The 19236-nt window shown below is 40.8% G+C and carries 19 protein-coding genes; all 19 read left to right on the top strand.

Annotated features, from left to right (window positions below; genetic code table 11):
- Positions 1–20: 20 nt before the first annotated feature.
- The 19 genes from galE (at position 21) to IM700_RS16420 (ending at position 19232) form a co-directional block, all read left to right on the top strand.
- Positions 21–1004 (top strand): UDP-glucose 4-epimerase GalE, encoded by a 984-nt coding sequence (galE, locus tag IM700_RS16510; protein ID WP_193417997.1) that lies wholly within the window; start codon positions 21–23, stop codon positions 1002–1004.
- The gene (locus IM700_RS16505) at positions 1001–1933 is read left to right on the top strand and encodes a UDP-glucuronic acid decarboxylase family protein (protein ID WP_193417995.1); all 933 of its coding nucleotides are present in this window, start codon (positions 1001–1003) and stop codon (positions 1931–1933) included. Before galE ends, IM700_RS16505 begins: the two co-directional genes overlap by 4 nt.
- 41 nt (positions 1934–1974) lie before the next feature.
- Positions 1975–3246, top strand: a complete 1272-nt coding sequence (locus tag IM700_RS16500) for a UDP-glucose dehydrogenase family protein (protein WP_193417993.1) — start codon at positions 1975–1977, stop codon at positions 3244–3246.
- A complete protein-coding gene (locus tag IM700_RS16495; protein WP_193417991.1) occupies positions 3237–4172 on the top strand; it encodes a TylF/MycF/NovP-related O-methyltransferase in 936 nt (311 codons plus the stop codon). The genes IM700_RS16500 and IM700_RS16495 overlap by 10 nt, the downstream gene beginning before the upstream one ends.
- Before the next feature lie 28 nt (positions 4173–4200).
- Positions 4201–5211: an acylneuraminate cytidylyltransferase family protein gene (locus tag IM700_RS16490; RefSeq protein ID WP_193417989.1), complete on the top strand. Its 1011-nt coding sequence runs from the start codon at positions 4201–4203 to the stop codon at positions 5209–5211.
- 16 nt (positions 5212–5227) lie between these two features.
- Complete coding sequence (locus IM700_RS16485; protein ID WP_193417987.1) at positions 5228–6718, top strand: N-acetylneuraminate synthase family protein; 1491 nt, start codon at positions 5228–5230, stop codon at positions 6716–6718.
- Between the two features lie 5 nt (positions 6719–6723).
- Positions 6724–7584 (top strand): TylF/MycF/NovP-related O-methyltransferase, encoded by an 861-nt coding sequence (locus IM700_RS16480; RefSeq protein ID WP_193417985.1) that lies wholly within the window; start codon positions 6724–6726, stop codon positions 7582–7584.
- 20 nt (positions 7585–7604) lie between these two features.
- Positions 7605–8723, top strand: a complete 1119-nt coding sequence (locus IM700_RS16475; protein ID WP_193417983.1) for a hypothetical protein — start codon at positions 7605–7607, stop codon at positions 8721–8723.
- A gap of 22 nt (positions 8724–8745) precedes the next feature.
- The gene (locus IM700_RS16470) at positions 8746–9897 is read left to right on the top strand and encodes a glycosyltransferase family 8 protein (protein WP_193417981.1); all 1152 of its coding nucleotides are present in this window, start codon (positions 8746–8748) and stop codon (positions 9895–9897) included.
- Between the two features lie 48 nt (positions 9898–9945).
- Positions 9946–11094, top strand: coding sequence for a glycosyltransferase family 2 protein (locus tag IM700_RS16465; protein WP_193417979.1), 1149 nt, complete (start codon positions 9946–9948; stop codon positions 11092–11094).
- 52 nt (positions 11095–11146) lie between these two features.
- Entirely contained in the window at positions 11147–11887 is a 741-nt protein-coding gene (locus IM700_RS16460) for an SDR family NAD(P)-dependent oxidoreductase (RefSeq protein ID WP_204801176.1), read from the top strand.
- Between the two features lie 29 nt (positions 11888–11916).
- On the top strand, positions 11917–12456 hold the full coding sequence (gene pseH, locus IM700_RS16455; RefSeq protein ID WP_193417975.1) for a UDP-4-amino-4,6-dideoxy-N-acetyl-beta-L-altrosamine N-acetyltransferase: 540 nt from the start codon (positions 11917–11919) through the stop codon (positions 12454–12456).
- A 63-nt stretch (positions 12457–12519) separates the two neighbouring features.
- Positions 12520–12759 carry an acyl carrier protein gene (locus IM700_RS16450; protein ID WP_193417973.1) on the top strand — a complete coding sequence of 80 codons (240 nt, stop codon included), beginning with the start codon at positions 12520–12522 and terminating at the stop codon, positions 12757–12759.
- 61 nt (positions 12760–12820) lie between these two features.
- Positions 12821–14176 (top strand): AMP-binding protein, encoded by a 1356-nt coding sequence (locus tag IM700_RS16445; protein WP_193417971.1) that lies wholly within the window; start codon positions 12821–12823, stop codon positions 14174–14176.
- On the top strand, positions 14176–15249 hold the full coding sequence (locus IM700_RS16440) for a LuxE/PaaK family acyltransferase (RefSeq protein ID WP_193417969.1): 1074 nt from the start codon (positions 14176–14178) through the stop codon (positions 15247–15249). Before IM700_RS16445 ends, IM700_RS16440 begins: the two co-directional genes overlap by 1 nt.
- The gene (locus IM700_RS16435; RefSeq protein ID WP_193417967.1) at positions 15242–16447 is read left to right on the top strand and encodes an acyl-CoA reductase; all 1206 of its coding nucleotides are present in this window, start codon (positions 15242–15244) and stop codon (positions 16445–16447) included. Before IM700_RS16440 ends, IM700_RS16435 begins: the two co-directional genes overlap by 8 nt.
- A 39-nt stretch (positions 16448–16486) precedes the next feature.
- Positions 16487–17209: a cytidylyltransferase domain-containing protein gene (locus IM700_RS16430; protein ID WP_193417965.1), complete on the top strand. Its 723-nt coding sequence runs from the start codon at positions 16487–16489 to the stop codon at positions 17207–17209.
- On the top strand, positions 17206–18207 hold the full coding sequence (gene pseG / locus IM700_RS16425) for a UDP-2,4-diacetamido-2,4,6-trideoxy-beta-L-altropyranose hydrolase (protein ID WP_193417962.1): 1002 nt from the start codon (positions 17206–17208) through the stop codon (positions 18205–18207). The genes IM700_RS16430 and pseG overlap by 4 nt, the downstream gene beginning before the upstream one ends.
- Before the next feature lie 116 nt (positions 18208–18323).
- Positions 18324–19232, top strand: a complete 909-nt coding sequence (locus IM700_RS16420) for a methyltransferase domain-containing protein (RefSeq protein WP_193417960.1) — start codon at positions 18324–18326, stop codon at positions 19230–19232.
- Positions 19233–19236: the final 4 nt, after the last annotated feature.

Below are 19236 nucleotides of genomic sequence, written 5' to 3'. Positions count from 1 at the left end.
TGCTTATTGGAGGGGTATGAATGATAGCAGTTGTAGGTGGCGCTGGATATATAGGTTCCCATATGGTGAAGTACTTGCATGAGCGGGATGAGTCCATTGTTGTTTTCGATAATTTTAGTACAGGGCATATGGAACTTCTTCCCCCAGCAGTGAAAGTAGTTCGAGGGGATTTAGCTTCCTTGGATGATTTACGTGCTCTTTTTTCTCAATATCCAATGATTGATTCTGTTATCCATTTTGCTGCGTTTGCTTATGTTGGCGAATCGGTAATGGATCCTTCAAAATATTATCGAAATAATTTGGCGAATACAATAAACTTGTTGGATGTTATGTTAGAGACCGGAGTGAAGCATTTGGTGTTCTCATCCACCTGTGCAACATACGGAAACCCTGTATCCTTACCCATTACTGAGGAACACTCACAACAGCCTATCAATCCGTACGGCAGAACAAAGTTAATGATGGAACAGATGATCGAAGATTATGCTGTTGCATATGGCTTTAAATTTGCGGCATTACGGTACTTTAATGCGGCTGGTGCAGCACCGGATGGCACAATAGGGGAGTGGCATGAGCCTGAAACTCACTTGATTCCACTAATTATGGATGTGGCTATAGGAAAAAGAGAGTCTATACATGTATTTGGGTCGGATTTTAATACTTTTGATGGGACCTGCATAAGGGATTATATTCATGTCATGGATTTAGCGGATGCCCATTTTAAAGCTTTAAATTATTTAAAGCATGACGTACAAAACCTTAAGTTAAATCTCTCCAACGGGCAAGGTTATTCTAATTTACAGATAATTAAGGAAATCGAAAACATCACAAACTTAAAGGTCAATTATGTTATGGCCAATAGGAGACCTGGGGATCCTGAAAAATTAATTGGTTGTGCGGATAAGGCCAAACAAATCATTGGCTGGGAGCCTAGCTACGATTTACATGAAATTATCGAAACTGCTTGGAACTGGCATGAAGCAAAATTTGGAGGGTCTCTATGAAAAGAATATTAGTAACGGGGGGCGCTGGGTTTTTAGGCTCGCACCTAATAGATCGATTGCTTGAGCAGGGACATGAAATTGTATGTGTAGATAATTTGCTGACAGGATCACTCAAGAATATTGAGCATGTGGTCGATGCTATTACTTTTATCCAACATGACATAACTGAGCCGCTTCCTGAACTGGGCATGTTTGATGACATTTATAATCTTGCCTGCCCAGCTAGTCCTGTCCATTACCAAGCGAACCCGATACATACATTCAAAACTAGCATATTGGGTGTGCTTCAATTGCTTGAACTTGCAAAAAAATATGGCGCTAGAATACTGCAAGCATCAACTTCAGAGGTGTATGGGGATCCCATCGTTCACCCTCAACCTGAGGAGTACTGGGGGCATGTAAATCCCATTGGAATTCGTAGTTGCTATGATGAAGGGAAACGTGGAGCGGAGACATTACTTTTTGACTATGCTCGCATGTATGATGTTCCTATTAAAGTAGTTCGTATCTTCAATACCTACGGACCCCGTATGGATGCTAGAGATGGTCGTGTGGTCAGCAATTTTATTGTACAGTCACTGCAGGATAAACCGCTGACTGTGTATGGCGATGGTCAACAAACTAGATCATTTTGTTATGTAGACGATCTGATTGAGGGTTTTCTGAGAATGATGGAGTCTCCGAAGGAAGTAACTGGACCAATAAATTTGGGGAATCCCGATGAATTTACCATGCTGGAGCTTGCAGAAAAAGTAATGAAATGGACCCAAAATACTACAGAATTGAAATTCCTGCCGTTACCGGAGGATGACCCCAAGCAAAGAAAGCCTGTGATAGATGAGGCAAAGAGGTTGCTCAATTGGTCTCCAAAAGTAAGGTTAGATGAAGGAATTCAAAAGACGGTTCAATACTTTAAAGATAGATCCTAATTAAGAAGCAGCAAACAGTTTACTTGAAGGAAGGTTTGCATATGAATGTGGCAGTCATCGGTACGGGGTACGTAGGGTTAGTAACAGGGACGGTGTTGTCAGAGATTGGACATACTGTAGTTTGTCTGGATACGGACGAGAATAAGATAAATACACTGATTGCGGGGGTATCCCCGATTTTTGAGCCAGGGCTGGAAGAACTGCTTCAACGAAATATGGAACTTGGGAGACTACATTTTACTACGAAAACTGAACAAGCATTCAAGGATTCGAAAGTAATTTTTATCGCCGTAGGCACCCCACAGGGTGAGGATGGGGCTGCTAATCTTACTTATCTCAAGCAGGCTGCTAAAGACATTGCGTTTCATGTTGTACAAGATGTTGTAGTCGTTGTTAAAAGTACGGTTCCTGTAGGTGCGAATGATATGGTGGAACAAATAATTCGGCAATATGCTAAGCCGGGTCTGGATATTCAGGTGGTATCTAACCCCGAGTTTTTGCGTGAAGGACATGCTGTTCAGGATACCCTGCATGGGGATCGTATCGTTATCGGAGCCGACAATGAGAAGGCTGGCGATTTGGTTGAATCTGTATTTAACCCTATTCGAATTCCTATATTGCGTACCGATCGAAGAAGTGCAGAGATGATTAAATATGCATCTAATGCATTTTTAGCGGTGAAGATTAGCTATATTAACCAAATTTCTAATTTATGTGAAGCTTTGGGTGCGGATATTCGAGCTGTATCTGATGGGATGGGGATGGATCGACGTATTGGTCGAGAGTTTCTTAATGCGGGTTTGGGCTATGGAGGTTCTTGTTTTCCTAAGGACACCGAAGCGCTTGTAAATTTAGGCAGAAAAAGTGATATCTCGATGAGTATTGTGGAGTCTGCAATTCAAGCGAATAAAGAGCAACGACAACTTTTTGTGGATAAGGTCCTACGGCATTTCGAAGGCGATGTTAATGGTAAAAAAATTGCTGTATTGGGACTTGCGTTTAAACCAAATACGGATGATATGAGAGAAGCACCATCCATAGACATTATTAGTAGCCTAGTTGCAAAAGGAGCTAGGATTGTGGTCTATGATCCAGTGGTAAAGCATACGCCTTTATTTGATCAGTTTAATCTCACCTACGCTAGCAATATTGATGAGTGTGTGACAAAGGCAGATGCTACATTGCTTGTTACAGAGTGGGAAGAATTCATTCAGGCAGATTGGTCGAGCCTGAGTAAACTGATGAAGTCGGAAGTTATCTTTGATGGTCGAAATATGTTGAAGACCCATGAGGTTGAAACGATATGCTATTAGTATTCGGAGCAGGAGATGGTGGAAAACGGATTCTTCAGTGGCATCGATTTCTAGCAATTGATTTCGTTATTGATAATAACCCTGACAAATGGGAAACGGACTTTTACGGATATTTAATAAAGCCCCCGCAGATATTATCCAAGATGGATAAAAAGAATTTAAGAATTATTGTAGCATCATCCTTCTATAGCGAAATCAAAGAACAGTTGATTTCTTTTCAGTTGGTGGAAGGTATTCATTTTTGGGATGGTATAAAGGAATTAGAAGATCTAGCCTCTGAAAATACAAAAAGATTGTTGAACTTACATTCTTTTGATATCAAAAGAGAACTGCAGAGAAGAGCTCTTGAACAAACCGTTGACTTTGTTGAGAAGTATTTGGTGAAAACCAACTCTTTTGAGAATAAGTTCGATTTATTAGAATTCGCATTAAATCACTGTAAATCTAACGGATTATTTATGGAGTTTGGTGTATATAAAGGTGCTACAATAAACTTTATTTCGTCTAAAGTCGACAAGACTGTTTATGGCTTTGACTCATTCGAGGGCTTACCTGAGTACTGGAGAGACGGATATTCAGCTGCACATTTTAAGGTAGAAGAAGTTCCAGTAGTAAATAACAACGTTGAATTGGTCAAAGGTTGGTTTAACCAGACGCTTCCTCAATTTATTGGTTTTCACAGTGGAAATTGTTCATTTATCCACATCGACTGTGATTTGTACTCATCCACTAAGGACATAATTGATGTGTTAAAAGAGAGAATTACAAAGGAAACAGTAATTGTTTTTGATGAATTTTTCAATTACCCTGGATGGCGTAATGGCGAATATAAAGCATTTATGGAATATGTGAATGAAAACAATATAAGTTTTCGATATATCGGATACACTAGTAATTCTCAACAAGTAGCTATCCAAATTTTATAAAAGACTGCTGTATGAATGGGAGTATTTTATGAGTGAGATACTTGCTATTATCCCTGCTAGATCAGGCTCGAAAACAGTAAAACATAAGAATATTCGCCCCCTTAATGGGAAGCCAATGTTAGCATATTCAATAGAACATGCTTTAGATTCGAAGCGCATAAACAGAACTATTGTTAGTACGGATAGTGAGGAATATGCAGATATTGCCAAGCAATATGGGGCAGATGTTCCCTTTCTAAGGCCCAAAGAAATATCTGAGGATCATTCACTTGATATAGAAGTATTTCAACATGCATTAAATTACTTGAGTGATCATGAGGGTTATATTCCTGATGTAGTCGTACAATTAAGACCTACGTACCCTATAAGGGATGTAAGAGATATTGATGCTATGGTTGATATTTTACTCACAGATGAAACAGCCGATTCTGTTAGATGTGTAGCACAAGCAAATGAAATTGCCTATAAGATGTGGCGAATGGATGGAGATAATAAATTAACTCCACTCTTAGCTGATATTCCAGAGGCTTATAACATGCCTAGGCAAAAATTGCCGACTCTTTATTACCAGAATGCTTGTATAGATGTGGTTAGAACAAAAGTAATAACGGAGTTGAACTCCATGACAGGTAGCAATATTAAAGGATACGTTATGCGACAAAACTTTGATATTGATACGGAGCAAGAATTTTTGAGAGCTGAACAATATCTTAAGATATTGGCTGGCAATCAAAGGTTCGTGTTTGATATAGATGGAGTAATCGCACAGTTTAGAGGGGATCTGGATTACACTAAGGCAGAACCAAATCAGCAGTTGATAAAAGTGATCAATAAATTGTATGACATGGGCAACGATATTGTTTTGTTTACCGCTAGAGGGTATGTGACTAAACGTGATTGGGAAGAAGTAACTAAAACACAGATGGCCCAATGGGGCGTTCAATACCATGAGCTTATATTCGGAAAACCTCATGCGGATTACTATATTGATGATAAGATGCTGGATATAAATTTCTTGTATCAAATTTTTCTGTGGTGATAGGAGAGGAATTGTTGTGAGTGTCTTTGATAATTTGATTATATTCGAAATGGCGAATAGCCACCAAGGTAGTGTAAGCCACGGAATTAATATTATTAAAGAAATGGGAAAGATTGCACGCAAATATAATGTTAAAGCTGCTGTCAAACTGCAATATCGTGACTTGGACACATTTATTCATCCAGAATATAAGGAAAGGGGAGATGTTAAACATATACCGAGATTTATGAGTACTCGTCTTTCTTTTGATCAGTTTTGTGAGCTTGTAACTGCAGTGAAGGATGAAGGTATGGTAACTATCAGCACTCCTTTTGATGAAGAAGGCGTGAAATGGTGTGTGGAACAAGGCTTAGATATTATTAAAATCGCAAGTTGTAGTTCTCTGGATTGGCCATTGCTAGAAGCAGCATCACAGACAGGCAAGCCATTAATTATCTCTACAGGCGGAAAAACAATTTCTGATATCGATAAAATATATAATTTCTTCACGCATAGAAATGCTGAGTTTTCGTTATTGCACTGTGTGGCGGAGTATCCTGCTCCATTAGAGCGGCTACAACTGGATTTTATAGACCGTATGAAGGGTCGGTACCGTAACGTACAGATTGGTTATTCAGGACACGAGGATCCTGATGATCATACAGTGTCTATGCTAACAGTAGCCAAAGGAGCAAAAATCTTCGAAAGACATGTAGGTCTTCCTACTGAAACGATTACTTTAAATGCTTACTCGATGAATCCTCAGCAAGCTGATCAGTGGGTTGCTTCTATTGTTAAGGCTCGGAGTATATGTGAATTGAAGAAAGAAAATACGAAATACATTAGCCAAGAGGAAATTGATTCACTGCACTCGTTAGCCAGAGGGGTATATGCAAAGAGAAAAATAGTTAAAGGTGAAGCGCTTACGAAAGATGATGTGTTTTTTGCAATGCCTTATCAAGAGGAGCAACTCACGAGTGGGGATTTTTATGAGGGGATCGTCGTATCGAGGGAGTATGAAGTGAATGAAGCAATTTATGAGAGAAAATATATTTCGGACATTAAGAGTGCAAGAAGTGTTATACATGATGCCAAAGGGATGCTGTTTGAAGCTGGAATCGCCGTTGGTAATCAATTTGAGCTAGAACTTTCACACCACTATGGTATTAGTAACTTTAGACAATTTGGTGCCCTTATTATTAATATTATAAATCGTGAGTACTGTAAAAAACTCATTGTTGTTTTGCCTGGGCAAAAGCACCCTCGCCACTACCATGAAATAAAAGAGGAGAGCTTTCAGTTATTGTATGGGGATTTGGAAGTGGAAATTGACGGTCAAAGGAAGCAATTGAGTCCTGGAGATATGCAAACTGTGCTTAGGGGACAAGTACATTCATTCTCTTCCAAAAATGGTGCCATCTTTGAAGAGATTTCAACTACCCATGTAAGAAATGATTCTTATTATGAGGATAACAACATTCGTAATAAAGATCCTATGGAGCGTAAGACAATTATTAAGGAGTGGTAGTTGGAATGAAAAAGGTCTTAATTTGGGGGGCTAGTCCATCTATTCAAACTATTTTTCAAGAAGTTAATAAGGAATATCAAATTATTGGGTTTATCGATAATAATTCCGAAAAATGGAATACTATTCTTTTTGGCACAAAAGTATATTCTCCACCACAGCTTGTTACACTTGAATATGACTATGTTATTATTGCCAGTCTCTCGAGCATGACTAGTATTAAAAATCAAATTCTAAGCTTAGGTATAGATGAAAAATGCATACTTACAAAGTATGTCGAATATAGAGTCCGGGCAAGAATCGATTTTTTAAGGAAGTTATCAGTAGAGTTACGAGAGGCTCTGGTTTTAGGTGATGTGGCTGAAGTTGGTGTGTTTCAAGGAGATTTCGCGAGCCATATCAATGAGTGCTTTCCGGATAAAAGATTATATTTGTTCGATTCTTTCAATGGATTCGATCAAAGAGACATTGAAGTCGAACAGATGTACCAATTTTCAAATGCTAGTGAAGGACATCTAAAGAACACTTCGATTGGTTTAGTAATGCAGAAGATGAAGCACCCTGAGAATATCGTGATAAAGGAAGGATATTTCCCTGAAACAACTATTGGATTGGAAAATACATTTTGTTTTATTAGTATGGATTTAGATTTATACAGGCCTACTATTGAAGGGTTAAAGGTATTATGGACTAAATTAAGTGTAGGTGGAGTTATCTTAATACATGATTACTATTCAGGTGCTTATTTAGGCATTAAACAGGCTGTGAGAGAGTTCCAATCAATGATAAAAGATGTTGTTCTCTTCCCTGTAGGTGATGATTGTAGTATTGGGTTAATGAAGATTGATAAATTCGAGACATCCATTTGAACAAATAGAGATGGGGCATTATGAAAAATATAGTTATATTTGGCGCATCAACTTTTGGTGAAGTAGTTGCTCAGTTCTTTTCTGAATATCTTCCACAAATTGAAATTGCATATTTTTTGGATAATGATCAGCGTAAAAATGCATTTATGAATTATGAGGTCTTCATACCTAATGATGAGAATATAAGAAATCACCCTATAATAATTGCCAGTATGTACTATAAAGAGATCAAGGAACAATTAGAAGCATACGGGTTGATTGAAGCGCGGGATTTCTTTGATTCATCTGCAATAACCATCATGAAACGAGAGATGGATACTTCAAAGAGAATCATTCAGGAAATGGATGATTTCGGAGTGGAATATCATTTTGTTCTCAGGGAAGAGCTTAGGAAATACAAAAAGAATGATACACTATTTATATTTGGAACCGGCTCATCCACAAATTCTTTCACTGAACAACAATGGGATCACATAAATAGATGTGATTCTTGGGGGGTGAATTTTTGGAACGTTCATCGTTTGGTTCCTACGTATTATTCAACCGAATTCGTATACAATGATTTAGATAAATTTGATATGTTAATGCATAATGTTAAAGCAAGGTCTGGTTATCCCTTAATGTATATTAAAGATATTCCTTCATCTAATCCTAATTACTATGCTTATTTAATTAATAATTTTGATAGTGTTCCACTCACATATGATATACGATTACATTCATTTACAGAACAATCACAAAGACAAATGTTACTTTTAATAAAATTGCTAAACATAGAGGAACTACTTGCTGATGAAGGAATACACTTAGGTGGAGTCACAAGTATTACTACAGTGATATTTCATGCTATGGCTATGGGATATAAAGAGATTATTTTGTGTGGTGTTGACCTCTGTAATGATACTCATTTTTACGAGGATTCGAAAGACTATATATATGACAGTAATGCTAGATATCCTAACAGGGAGGAATGGCAAAAAAGAGAGAAACACGGCGTGATGAGCGAAGAATATGCCTTAAGAGCAGATAAATACATCTATATGATCAATGAATTGTTTCTTCAAGAAAAAGGGATTACTCTCTATACTGCCTCTACCCAAACAGAGTTGTACCCTACATTGAAATTGTATTTTCAGTAGAACCTATAAAGGGAGAGATACCATGATTCATTTGGTTTGTGCAGCAAATAGAGATTATAAACAACATATGTGTGCTATGCTTGCATCGGTGATTTTAAATACGACTGAGCAATTAAGCATACACATTTTGAATAACGATTTTTTGGAAGTTGATAAAAAATATATTACTGAGATGTTTTGTGAATATTCTTCAGTCGATTTGTATTACTATACTGTGAAGGATGATATTCTTGCGGGGATAAATATCATAGCCGAGCATTTAACTATTCAGACTTTGTATCGCTTACTTGCCCCTATTCTATTACCAAAAGATATAAATAAAGTATTGTATTTAGATTGTGATGTAATTGTAGAGGATGACATAAGTAAACTCTATGCAATAGACTTAGAAGATTATCACCTTGCTGCAACTAATGAGTTATCATACGAAATGATTAAATTGCTTGAGTTGGAAAGGGACACTTATTATTTCAACGCAGGTGTTATTTTGATTAACCTTAAAAAGTGGAGAGAAGAAGATTTTTGGCTAACGTGTCGTACTTATGCGTTGACACATCCCGATAAGCTTGTCTATGGAGATCAGGATATTTTAAATGGAGTACTGCGAGGAAATTGGAAAAGGTTCCATTTAAAGTGGAACAGTACAACCAACTTTAGCTTCTTTGAAGATCAATATTCCAAACATTTCGGGATAGGGGAAGTGGAGCAAGCTGTTAGCACCCCTTCAATTATCCATTATATAGGACGGTATAAGCCGTGGTATGTATTTTGTTCTCATCCTTATCAAGAAAGATATTTCCACTACTTGGACGAGATTAATTATTCTTATGTTAAATATCCCGAACTCGTATTTCTAGGACAACAAACGGAGAAAAAGATAGTCCTATTTGGCGCAAGTGTAGCGGGAGCAACAAATTTAGAAAAATTCAAACAATATGGAGTAGACGTAGCATATTTCTGCGATAATTCTCCGGATAAATGGAATACGTTCTTTAATGGAGTGAAAGTACTCTCACCAAGAGAGATCATGGAACTTGAGAACATAGTGATTTTCATTACAAGCATGTACGTTAAGGAAATATCTCAACAATTATCCGGGTTAGGGTTGGTGGAGAATCAAGATTTTTTTGAACTAACATCTATATGGAGATTAGCTTCTCAATTTGGAATATGATGTGGAAATGTAGTAGATCTGCATTCAAGATATTAAGGGGCTTTATCGATGAAGATATCCGCAATAATTCCTGCATATAACGCTGGAAAATATTTAAAGCGTTCAGTTCTCTGTTTGATACACCAATCTCAAACCATTCATGAGATTATTATTATTGACGATGGCAGTACTGATGATACACTGAGCCTGGTTAGTGATCTTCAAAAAACCTATCGACATATTGTACTGTTGAGACAGACCAACCAGGGAGCGTCTGCTGCAAGAAATGCAGGCTTACAGAAAGCGCAAGGAGACTGGATTCTCTTTCTGGATGCGGATGACGAGTGCGCGCCTACCCTAATCGAAAAGTATGCTCGTTATATCGAGGAGAATCCCGGCAGATATTGTGCAGTGTATAGTGAGGCCGTACAGATAGATGAAACATGTAAGTCAATATCAGAAGCATTTAAGGGGTATGGTCTTCATGGACAAGATGGTTTTGTCCAAATGTTATTACGAAATCCGATCATATCACCGTCTGGCAGCTTGATTAAGAAAGCTGTACTGGAAGAAATGAGTGGATTCGATACGTCGATTAAATATGTTGAAGATGTTGATCTTTGGCTTAGAGTCCTTCTAAGCGGAAAAAACATCGGGCATGTTCCCGAGCCTCTGTCATATATTCGTAGACATCCTTCCAACACGACGAGCAGTATGGAGTCGACCAGACAAGGTGAAAAGGTTCTATTAGCAAAGTTTGGCTTACAGACGCTTAAGAAAGCAGTATTTAAGCGGGACCGCCTGCTGGAGGACAACCAATTGGATTATATACGTTTCCTAATTCGCTTCGAGGAGTGGAAGGAAGCGAGTATCTTAGCTGACGAGTTGCGGCCAGATCCCCAGTCCCCTCAATATATCTCAGTATTATTCACAAAGGCTTTGATCGCACTACATAATCAGAATTATTCTGCCGCAAAGGTGTTGTATCAGAGCATTCTTCAATACCAGCACGCTCATGGTGCGGCTTTAAACAATCTTGCTGTATTATGTGCGGTGGACGGAGATACTGAGGAAGCAAAAACATTATTGAAGCGTGCGCTACTGCATTATCCCGGTTACTTGGATGCAGCGTACAATTTGGATAAACTAGGTGAGGCATCTGTCCAGTATAAGTTTACTATGCGTGAATTAAGAACAAGTTTGCTACGCTATTCATAACACAAGTATATTCGAAATGAGTTCTGGACCCTTTTGTAAAAGGATGATTAACATGTTGCAGGGTAAAAAAACTTTCATTACCGGAGCATCCCGGGGCATCGGTCGAGAGACAGCTATACAATTTGCCAAGCATGGAGCAGTACTTGTCCTAAACGGGCGCAATAGGGAGTCGCTTGAACATTTAAAGGTTGAGTTGCAACATGAGTATGACGCAGAGGTTTACCTGTTACCCTACGATGTGAGTGATACACATGAAATCAAGCATGCTTTTCAATGGATTAAAAAGAACCTTAGAACACTAGATGTGCTAGTCAATAATGCCGGGGTGCTGGATGACGCTTTGCTGGGTATGGTCAATGAGCAGCAAATAAAGTCTACGTTCTCGATAAATATTGAGGCTGTCATTTATCACATGCAATATGCCTCTCGATTGATGACTCTGCAAAAGCAAGGGTCAATAATCAATATCAGCTCCATTATTGGCAGAACGGGTAATGCGGGGCAAGTAGCCTACGCTTCAAGTAAGGCAGCCGTGATCGGTGCAACCTACTCGGCAGCCAAAGAGTTGGGGAAACATAATATTCGGGTGAATGCAGTAGCCCCAGGATACATTGCCACTGACTTTACTGCAATGTTATCAGAGGAAAAACATGCGCAACGATTAAACGGCATCACGATGAACCGAATCGGCACACCCGAAGAAGTGGCCAATACGATCCTTTTCCTGGCCTCTGACCTCTCCTCCTATATAACAGGGCAAGTCATTGGTGTGGATGGCGGAATGGTTATTTAAAGACTAAGGATTAGCGGTGGTGATGTGACGTGATAACCTTTAGAAAAATGGCCGCGAGTGATATGGAGCAGGTCTTACAGTGGCGAACCAGCGAGCATGTCACCAAATACATGTTTACCGATATTGAGAGAAATTTGGATCAGCAAATGGAATGGTATAAGTCGATATCTCAGGACGACACCCAATATTATTGGATGATTGAATATAAGAAGGCTGCAATAGGATTGGTTTCACTTAATGATCTAGATCGAAAAAACCGAAAGGCAGCATCTGGTTACTACCTTGGAGATTTGCACTACACGATGATTGCAGGGCGTATTCTACCTTACTTATATAACTTCGCCTTTTTTGATCTCGGCTTGAATAAGCTGTATGCAGAAGTTATGGAGGGGAATGATGGCATCATGAAGATGCATCTTCATCACGGTTATACACCGACCGCGATCTTCAAGGAGCATATTTATAAATACGAACGTTATCATGACGTGCATTACTTTGAATTGCTCGCGTCGACATGGAAAGAGCTGAGTCAGCGATACCATAGATTCACTACTGAATTCCTCCTATAACTCTCTAACACGATGATAAGTAAGGCCCGATATAATATATAGAATAGTAAGGTGGGATAAGTGATGAATAATGAACAAAAGCTGCGTGAAATCTTTGCAGATGCTCTGCAAATAGATCCAGAGCTCGTAACGAACAACTTGACTTATAACGGAATTCCCGAGTGGGATTCCATTGCTCATATGACCTTGATAGCTGAGATCGACGATGTATTTGATACTATGCTGGATACGGATGATGTGCTTGAGTTGAGTTCATTTGCGAAGGCCAAGGAAATACTAGCTAAATACGATGTGCAGTTTTAATATTCAAGGGTGTGGTGTAGATACCAGACCCCATTCTTTTATCGTTTGAAAGGAGTCAGCGATGTTTTTCAATATACAGTCACTTGGGGAACGATACGCTGTCATTACAGAACAACGCAAGTTGACCTATGCTGAGTTGCAAGCTATGGCGAACCAGTACGAGTTTCAATCCAGTCATAAAGAACTCGTTCTATTACTTTGCGATCATGTGATAGAGGTCGTAGCAGCTTATGTGGCTGCTTTACAAGCCGGGCAGGCGGTAATGTTGATGAACGCTGCGGCTAATATCGAGTTATTGGAGCAAATTGTAGCGACTTATCAGCCAAAGTGGATTGTTGGCTCGAATGAGCAGCATCTCTTTGCTGGATACCAAGAGCTTGGTCATTTTTTGGAGCGCGAGCAGTATAGCGAAGCGTTTATTCATCCTGAGCTTGCGGTATTGCTTAGCACATCAGGTACGACGGGTAGCCAGAAATTTGTGCGTCTGTCTTACACGAATTTGCAGTCAAATGCAGCGGCGATTGCACAGTATCTGAATATTGGTTCTGATGAGCGGGGGATCTTGAATCTTCCCTTATCCTATTCGTACGGATTATCCATATTGAACAGCCATTTTCAAGCAGGAGCTGCTGTGCTATTAACAAGGGAAAGCGTTGTAGCTAAATCGTTCTGGGAGTTTGTTCGCGATGGCCATGCTACTTCTCTTCCGGGTGTTCCATTTACATACCGGATGCTGGAGCGAGTAGGCTTCTTTAAAATGAACCTTCCTCATCTCCAAACCTTGACTCAGGCAGGCGGGCGTCTCGAAGAACGATTGGTACGCCTATTTGGTGAGTATGCCATGGAGTTGGGGAAGCGATTCTTCGTTATGTATGGGCAGACTGAAGCCGCCCCTCGTATTTCTTATATCCCCAGCAATCGGGTACTAGACAAACCGGGATGTATAGGTATTCCTATACCTGGCGGCCGGCTGGATCTCGCATCTAACACAGGTGAGTTAATCTACTACGGTGATAACGTGATGTTAGGCTATGCGGAGACGCTGAAAGATTTGGCTAAAGGTGATGAATATGGTGGGACACTATATACAGGTGATACCGCAACGGTGGATGAAGAAGGGTTTTTTACGATTACTGGTCGAATGAAGCGGTTTATCAAGTTGTTTGGATTGCGGATCAATCTTGATGAGGTCGAAAAGCAGCTCGAAGTGTTGCTTCAGCAACCTGTAGCCTGTACCGGAAACGATGATCGAATGCTCGTCGTGACGGAATCCAGCCAGCATGTTACCGATATTAAGCATCATATTGATCAACTATATAAGCTGCATACGACAGCGTATAAGGTTATCAGCGTAGATGAAATTCCAAGATTGGCTAACGGGAAAATAAACTATCAGTCACTAAAGGATGAATCATGATGGATTATCCTTATAATTTGCATGTACAGTTGAAGCAGCAGCAGCTACTACAAGGGCTGAATGAACTGACCTTGCATCATATAGACAACAACGCTGCATATCGAGCGATGCTTGAAAAATCGGGTTCACTGCAACAAAGTACGCGGCTCCAGGCACTCCCCTATCTGCCTGTGCAACTATTTAAATTGATGGATCTGATATCGGTTCCTCAAGAACGTATTGTGAAAGTACTAACCTCTAGTGGAACGACAGGCCAGCAGGTATCGAAAATCTATCTAGACAAAGAGACAGCCTTGCAACAATCCAAGGCTCTGGTGGAAGTTATGAAGCCCATCCTGGGAACCCAGCGTATTCCGATGATTATATTGGATACGAAGTCCGTACTAAAGGACCGACGTTCGTTCAGCGCTCGTGGGGCAGGAATATTAGGCTTTGCCAACTTCGGCAGGCAACATTTTTATGCATTGAACGATGATATGTCCGTAGACTGGGAAGGTCTTGCTCAGTTCATTAGCCAACATGAAGGTACCCAAATTTTGTTATTCGGATTCACCTATATGATCTGGAAACATGTGTATCTGGAGGCGAAGCAGAAAGAAATTAGTATTAATTTCGGCGACAGCTTGCTCATTCACGGCGGAGGTTGGAAGAAGCTGCAGGATGAAGCTGTGGACGCTGCAACCTTCAAATCCGAATTACAGCGCGTGCTGGGCATTCGTCAAATTCATAACTATTACGGTATGGTTGAACAAGTAGGCTCTATTTTTGTAGAGTGCAAACATGGTCACTTGCATACCCCCAATTTTGCCGACGTTATCATACGAGATCCGATTACCTTTGAGGTACTGCCTAATGGACAGCAAGGCCTCATTCAGGTACTGAGCTTATTGCCCAAGAGTTACCCAGGCCATAGTTTGCTGACAGAAGATCTGGGAGTCATTCATGGGGAGGATGATTGCCCCTGTGGCTGGAAAGGGAAATATTTCAGCGTGGAGGGTAGAATCCCTAAGGCTGAACTGAGAGGTTGTAGTGATACTTACGCATTTGGACAAGGGGGCGGGAAGCATGAGTAGGAAATTCTTCTTTCCTTATGAACATGGGGAAGAGGTTTTGAAGCAGTTATCCGACAAGAGCCCCCTGACCCCATTTCACCCCGTTGTGCTTACATTTGCACAAGCCTTGTCGCAACGGTTCGTTAGAATGCGTCAGTATCCGGAAATCATCGCCCTGGGCTTTTGGATGCGCAAAGCGAGTATGGGAGCCATGCAACAACAATGGAAGCAGGATACGACGGGGCGCATCATGAAAGCAAGAGGGACAGTGTTCCATATTGCCCCATCCAATGTGGATACGATTTTCATATATTCATGGATACTGTCTTTATTGGCAGGTAATCGCAACATTATTCGCTTGTCTAACAAGGAGCAAGCACAGCAGCATATTTTGCTACAAGAAATTGTTTCCGAGTTGGCCAAGCCAGCTTATCAGGAACTTGCCGAACGGAATGTTATTTTGACTTATGAACACAATGATGCTATAACAGCGGAGCTTAGTGGGATGTGTCACGTACGTGTGATATGGGGTGGGGATGCAACGGTTAATACAGTGCGTCGCATTCCTCTATTGCCTGTGGCGAGTGAACTGGTGTTTCCGGATCGCTTTTCCCTTTCGCTGATGAAGGCGGAAGCGTGTAACGAACTGGAACAGACGGCATTCGTGCAGCTAGTCCAGCAGTTTTACAACGATGCCTACTGGTTCGATCAACTGGCCTGCTCATCTCCGCGGCTAATTGTATGGCACGGGGATCATGAGGAGGTGAAGCGGGCGCAGGATAGATTTTGGCGAACGCTCGAAGAAGTTCATAGGGATAAGGCTTCGGAGTTACTCCCTGCTCTACAGGTTCAGAAGCTGACGACAGGCTTATGGCTTGCTGCAGATCAGGAGGTGACGGAGATGGTTAACCGACCAGCCTATGTGCGAGTTATGTTGGATCATGTAAAAGCAGATGTAAGAGAACGCCATTGCGGAGGTGGTTTTTTCATGGAAATGATCGTGGAAGAGATCTCCCATCTATTGCCTATACTGAACGACAAGGATCAGACCCTATCGTATTTTGGTTATAATAAGGTCGAGTTAATGGAACTGGCTGCAAACATTTCCGATCGGGGCATCGATCGGATTGTTCCGATTGGTAAGGCGCTGGATTTTCAAGAGACATGGGATGGGCAGAGCTTTTTACGTTCATTTACACGAGAAATAGTGATTATATAATGGGTGAAAAAGAAAGAGAAAAATCGAGGTGTGCCACCAATGAAGATAATCGTCGTGATTCAGGCAAGAATGGGCTCCACCCGATTGCCGGGGAAAATCCTGATGCCACTTGGGGAACACGATAATTTGTACTATGTAACCGCCCGCTCTAAAAGCATCCCCGAAGTTGATGAGGTCATTGTAGCAACGTCAAGGTTAGCTCAGGATGACGTAGTGGAGAAATGGTGTGATGAGCATCAGATCATTTGCTATCGTGGATCGGAAGAGGATGTACTGGAACGTTATATAGAGGCGGCCAAACCGTATCAACCCGATTACGTTATTCGTGTTACAGCGGATTGTCCTTTTCTCGATGTGGAGATGGCACAAGATATGATTCGTCTGATTCACAAAGAGGATGTCGATATCGTCGATCTTGGAGCGGATTTGCCAAGGGGTCTTGCTGTTGAGGCCATTTCGTACGCTGCTTTAAAATATATCGATCAACATGGACAAGAGTCTCGTCATAGAGAGCATGTAACTTATTATGCTTATGAATATAAAGGGCAATTCAAAAGAGCGGTATATCACCCCCCAGTAAGCCGATTGTATCCACAACTTAGGATTACATTGGATACGGAAGAGGACTACGCGCTAATCTCTGCGGTAGCTAATCACTTCAAAGATCCGCATATCTCCAGTGCCGCAGTCCTTCAATATTTGTTGGAACATCCCGAGCTAGTTCAAATCAACGCGCATGTAGAGCAGAAGCCTGTTTTATGAATACTGGCAGATTAACTATATTAATCCGAACGGATGCTTCCAGTACGATTGGTAGCGGGCATGTGATGCGGTGTCTGACAATTGCGGATAACTTCAGAAAATTAGGACACGAGGTTCAATTTTGGATGGAGCGGTTGCCGGGACATCTGATTGATCTTGTAGAAGGTAGAGGATTTACTGTTGTGCAGCGAGCGATACCTGCTCATCTGCTAATTGTAGATCATTATCAATTGGATAAGCTATGGGAGCAATCTGTGCGTACGATATTCAACAAAATTGTCGTTATCGACGATTTGGCGAATCGTCAACATGATTGTGATCTTCTGTTGGATCAGAATGTCGTAGCCGGTTATGAACGTCGTTACGATGATTTGGTACCTGTTCATTGCCGCAAGCTACTTGGCCCGAAATATCTAATTATACGCGATGAATTTATAGAGGCGAGAACATGTTCATTAGCAAGAAGGGGACGAGTAGAGCGCCTGCTCGTATTTATGGGGGGGAGCGACCCGACAGGGGAGACGCTCAAGGTTATTGATGCATTAGTGCAGGTAGCCACCCGCTTTAAGCATATTGATGTTGTTGTGGGCAGTAGCAATATGAATCGTTACGAAGTTAAGCGGCGATGTGAAGCATTACAACTGCAATACCATTGCCAAATTGATTACTTGGCAAGGTTAATGCAAGAAGCCGATTTTGCGATTGGTGCCGGCGGTACGGCTATGTGGGAACGTTGTTATGTAGGCTTACCCTCCTCAAGTACTGTCGTGGCAGACAATCAGCACGATACAACTATAGAGGCCGCTAAGCTGGGTGCAATTATTCATTTGGGTTGGCATGAGGAAGTTGATTCGAGTATATATTCGCAGTTGATAGAGAAGCTTCCACTAATGAGTGAGCAGCTCGTATCCATGAGCAAGCAGGGACTCAATATAACAGAAGCCCAGGGGATTCCTAATGTCTGGATTAGGGAAATCTTGAGGATGTTTGACAAATGAATTGGTATAAATGTGTCGATACTTAAACTATAAGCTGTACCTGAGGCTGCCAGCTATGGGTAACCGTCTTTGGATTGGTGTTTACTAGTTTATGAAATGTAAATCAGGAGGAACTGATGGAGGAGAAGCTAAAGCAACTGAAGGATGTCAAAAAATTGTATAACCAGCAGGGAAACATCATCCAGCATTTAAGACAAAATGATGGAGCGGATGCTAACTCCACCTCTGATATTTTGATCAGTTATGACTTTCAAGCGGGTTGCTATATCCAAAGCTACAACATGAATCCGAAACCTAGGAATGAATTCGCTGATAAACTAGCTGAAGTGATAAGTGGCTTGGGATGCCTAGATTCCATGCTAGAGGCGGGGGTGGGAGAAGCAGTTATGTTGGGTAATCTCCTGATTCGAATGGAATCACGTCCTCAAGCGGTTTATGCTTTTGATTTGTCCTGGTCGAGAATTAAATACGGGCAACAATTTTTGAAGAGTCGGGATGTTCATCATGTGAAGCTTTTTACGGCTGATATGTTTCAGATGCCAATCAAAGACAACTCGGTAGATCTTGTTTATACGGTTCATGCGGTAGAACCCAATGGTGGACGAGAGCGGGAAGCCTTAATTGAATTATATCGAATTGCCAAGAAGTATGTGGTATTGCTGGAGCCGGCGTTTGAATTCGCTGACGAAAAAGCTAGACAACGTATGCTTTCGCATGGGTATATAACTAACCTTTACAATACAGCAATTGAGCTTGGATATAACGTTATAGAACATCGCTTGTTTGAGCGATCTCTTAATCCATTAAATCCAACAGGCTTAATGATTATTGAGAAGAATCCGGAAATCGTCGAACAAAATGATGCTAATCCACTCTGTTGCCCGATAACAAAAACATCGTTAAACCTACAAGGAACTGCTTACTATTCAAGTGAGGGTATGCTTGCATATCCAGTACTGGAGCAAGTCCCATGTCTTTTGCCTCAAAATGCTATCGTTGCTACACATTTCAATGACTTTCAATAGATAG

Source organism: Paenibacillus rhizolycopersici (genome assembly GCF_014947195.2).
Classification (GTDB): domain Bacteria; phylum Bacillota; class Bacilli; order Paenibacillales; family Paenibacillaceae; genus Fontibacillus; species Fontibacillus rhizolycopersici.
This window is presented reverse-complemented; position numbering and strand designations above follow the sequence as displayed.

What these genes read in the sequence shown, in the direction of transcription:
- IM700_RS16420 (WP_193417960.1), top strand. Translation starts at nt 18,324, where the DNA reads ATGGAGGAGAAGCTAAAGCAACTGAAGGATGTCAAAAAATTGTATAAC.
- IM700_RS16475 (WP_193417983.1), top strand. Translation starts at nt 7,605, where the DNA reads ATGAAAAATATAGTTATATTTGGCGCATCAACTTTTGGTGAAGTAGTT.
- IM700_RS16440 (WP_193417969.1), top strand. Translation starts at nt 14,176, where the DNA reads ATGGATTATCCTTATAATTTGCATGTACAGTTGAAGCAGCAGCAGCTA.
- IM700_RS16465 (WP_193417979.1), top strand. Translation starts at nt 9,946, where the DNA reads ATGAAGATATCCGCAATAATTCCTGCATATAACGCTGGAAAATATTTA.
- IM700_RS16470 (WP_193417981.1), top strand. Translation starts at nt 8,746, where the DNA reads ATGATTCATTTGGTTTGTGCAGCAAATAGAGATTATAAACAACATATG.
- IM700_RS16430 (WP_193417965.1), top strand. Translation starts at nt 16,487, where the DNA reads ATGAAGATAATCGTCGTGATTCAGGCAAGAATGGGCTCCACCCGATTG.
- IM700_RS16450 (WP_193417973.1), top strand. Translation starts at nt 12,520, where the DNA reads ATGAATAATGAACAAAAGCTGCGTGAAATCTTTGCAGATGCTCTGCAA.
- IM700_RS16490 (WP_193417989.1), top strand. Translation starts at nt 4,201, where the DNA reads ATGAGTGAGATACTTGCTATTATCCCTGCTAGATCAGGCTCGAAAACA.
- IM700_RS16460 (WP_204801176.1), top strand. Translation starts at nt 11,147, where the DNA reads ATGTTGCAGGGTAAAAAAACTTTCATTACCGGAGCATCCCGGGGCATC.
- IM700_RS16435 (WP_193417967.1), top strand. Translation starts at nt 15,242, where the DNA reads ATGAGTAGGAAATTCTTCTTTCCTTATGAACATGGGGAAGAGGTTTTG.
- IM700_RS16505 (WP_193417995.1), top strand. Translation starts at nt 1,001, where the DNA reads ATGAAAAGAATATTAGTAACGGGGGGCGCTGGGTTTTTAGGCTCGCAC.
- IM700_RS16495 (WP_193417991.1), top strand. Translation starts at nt 3,237, where the DNA reads ATGCTATTAGTATTCGGAGCAGGAGATGGTGGAAAACGGATTCTTCAG.
- IM700_RS16480 (WP_193417985.1), top strand. Translation starts at nt 6,724, where the DNA reads ATGAAAAAGGTCTTAATTTGGGGGGCTAGTCCATCTATTCAAACTATT.
- pseG (WP_193417962.1), top strand. Translation starts at nt 17,206, where the DNA reads ATGAATACTGGCAGATTAACTATATTAATCCGAACGGATGCTTCCAGT.
- IM700_RS16445 (WP_193417971.1), top strand. Translation starts at nt 12,821, where the DNA reads ATGTTTTTCAATATACAGTCACTTGGGGAACGATACGCTGTCATTACA.
- galE (WP_193417997.1), top strand. Translation starts at nt 21, where the DNA reads ATGATAGCAGTTGTAGGTGGCGCTGGATATATAGGTTCCCATATGGTG.
- IM700_RS16500 (WP_193417993.1), top strand. Translation starts at nt 1,975, where the DNA reads ATGAATGTGGCAGTCATCGGTACGGGGTACGTAGGGTTAGTAACAGGG.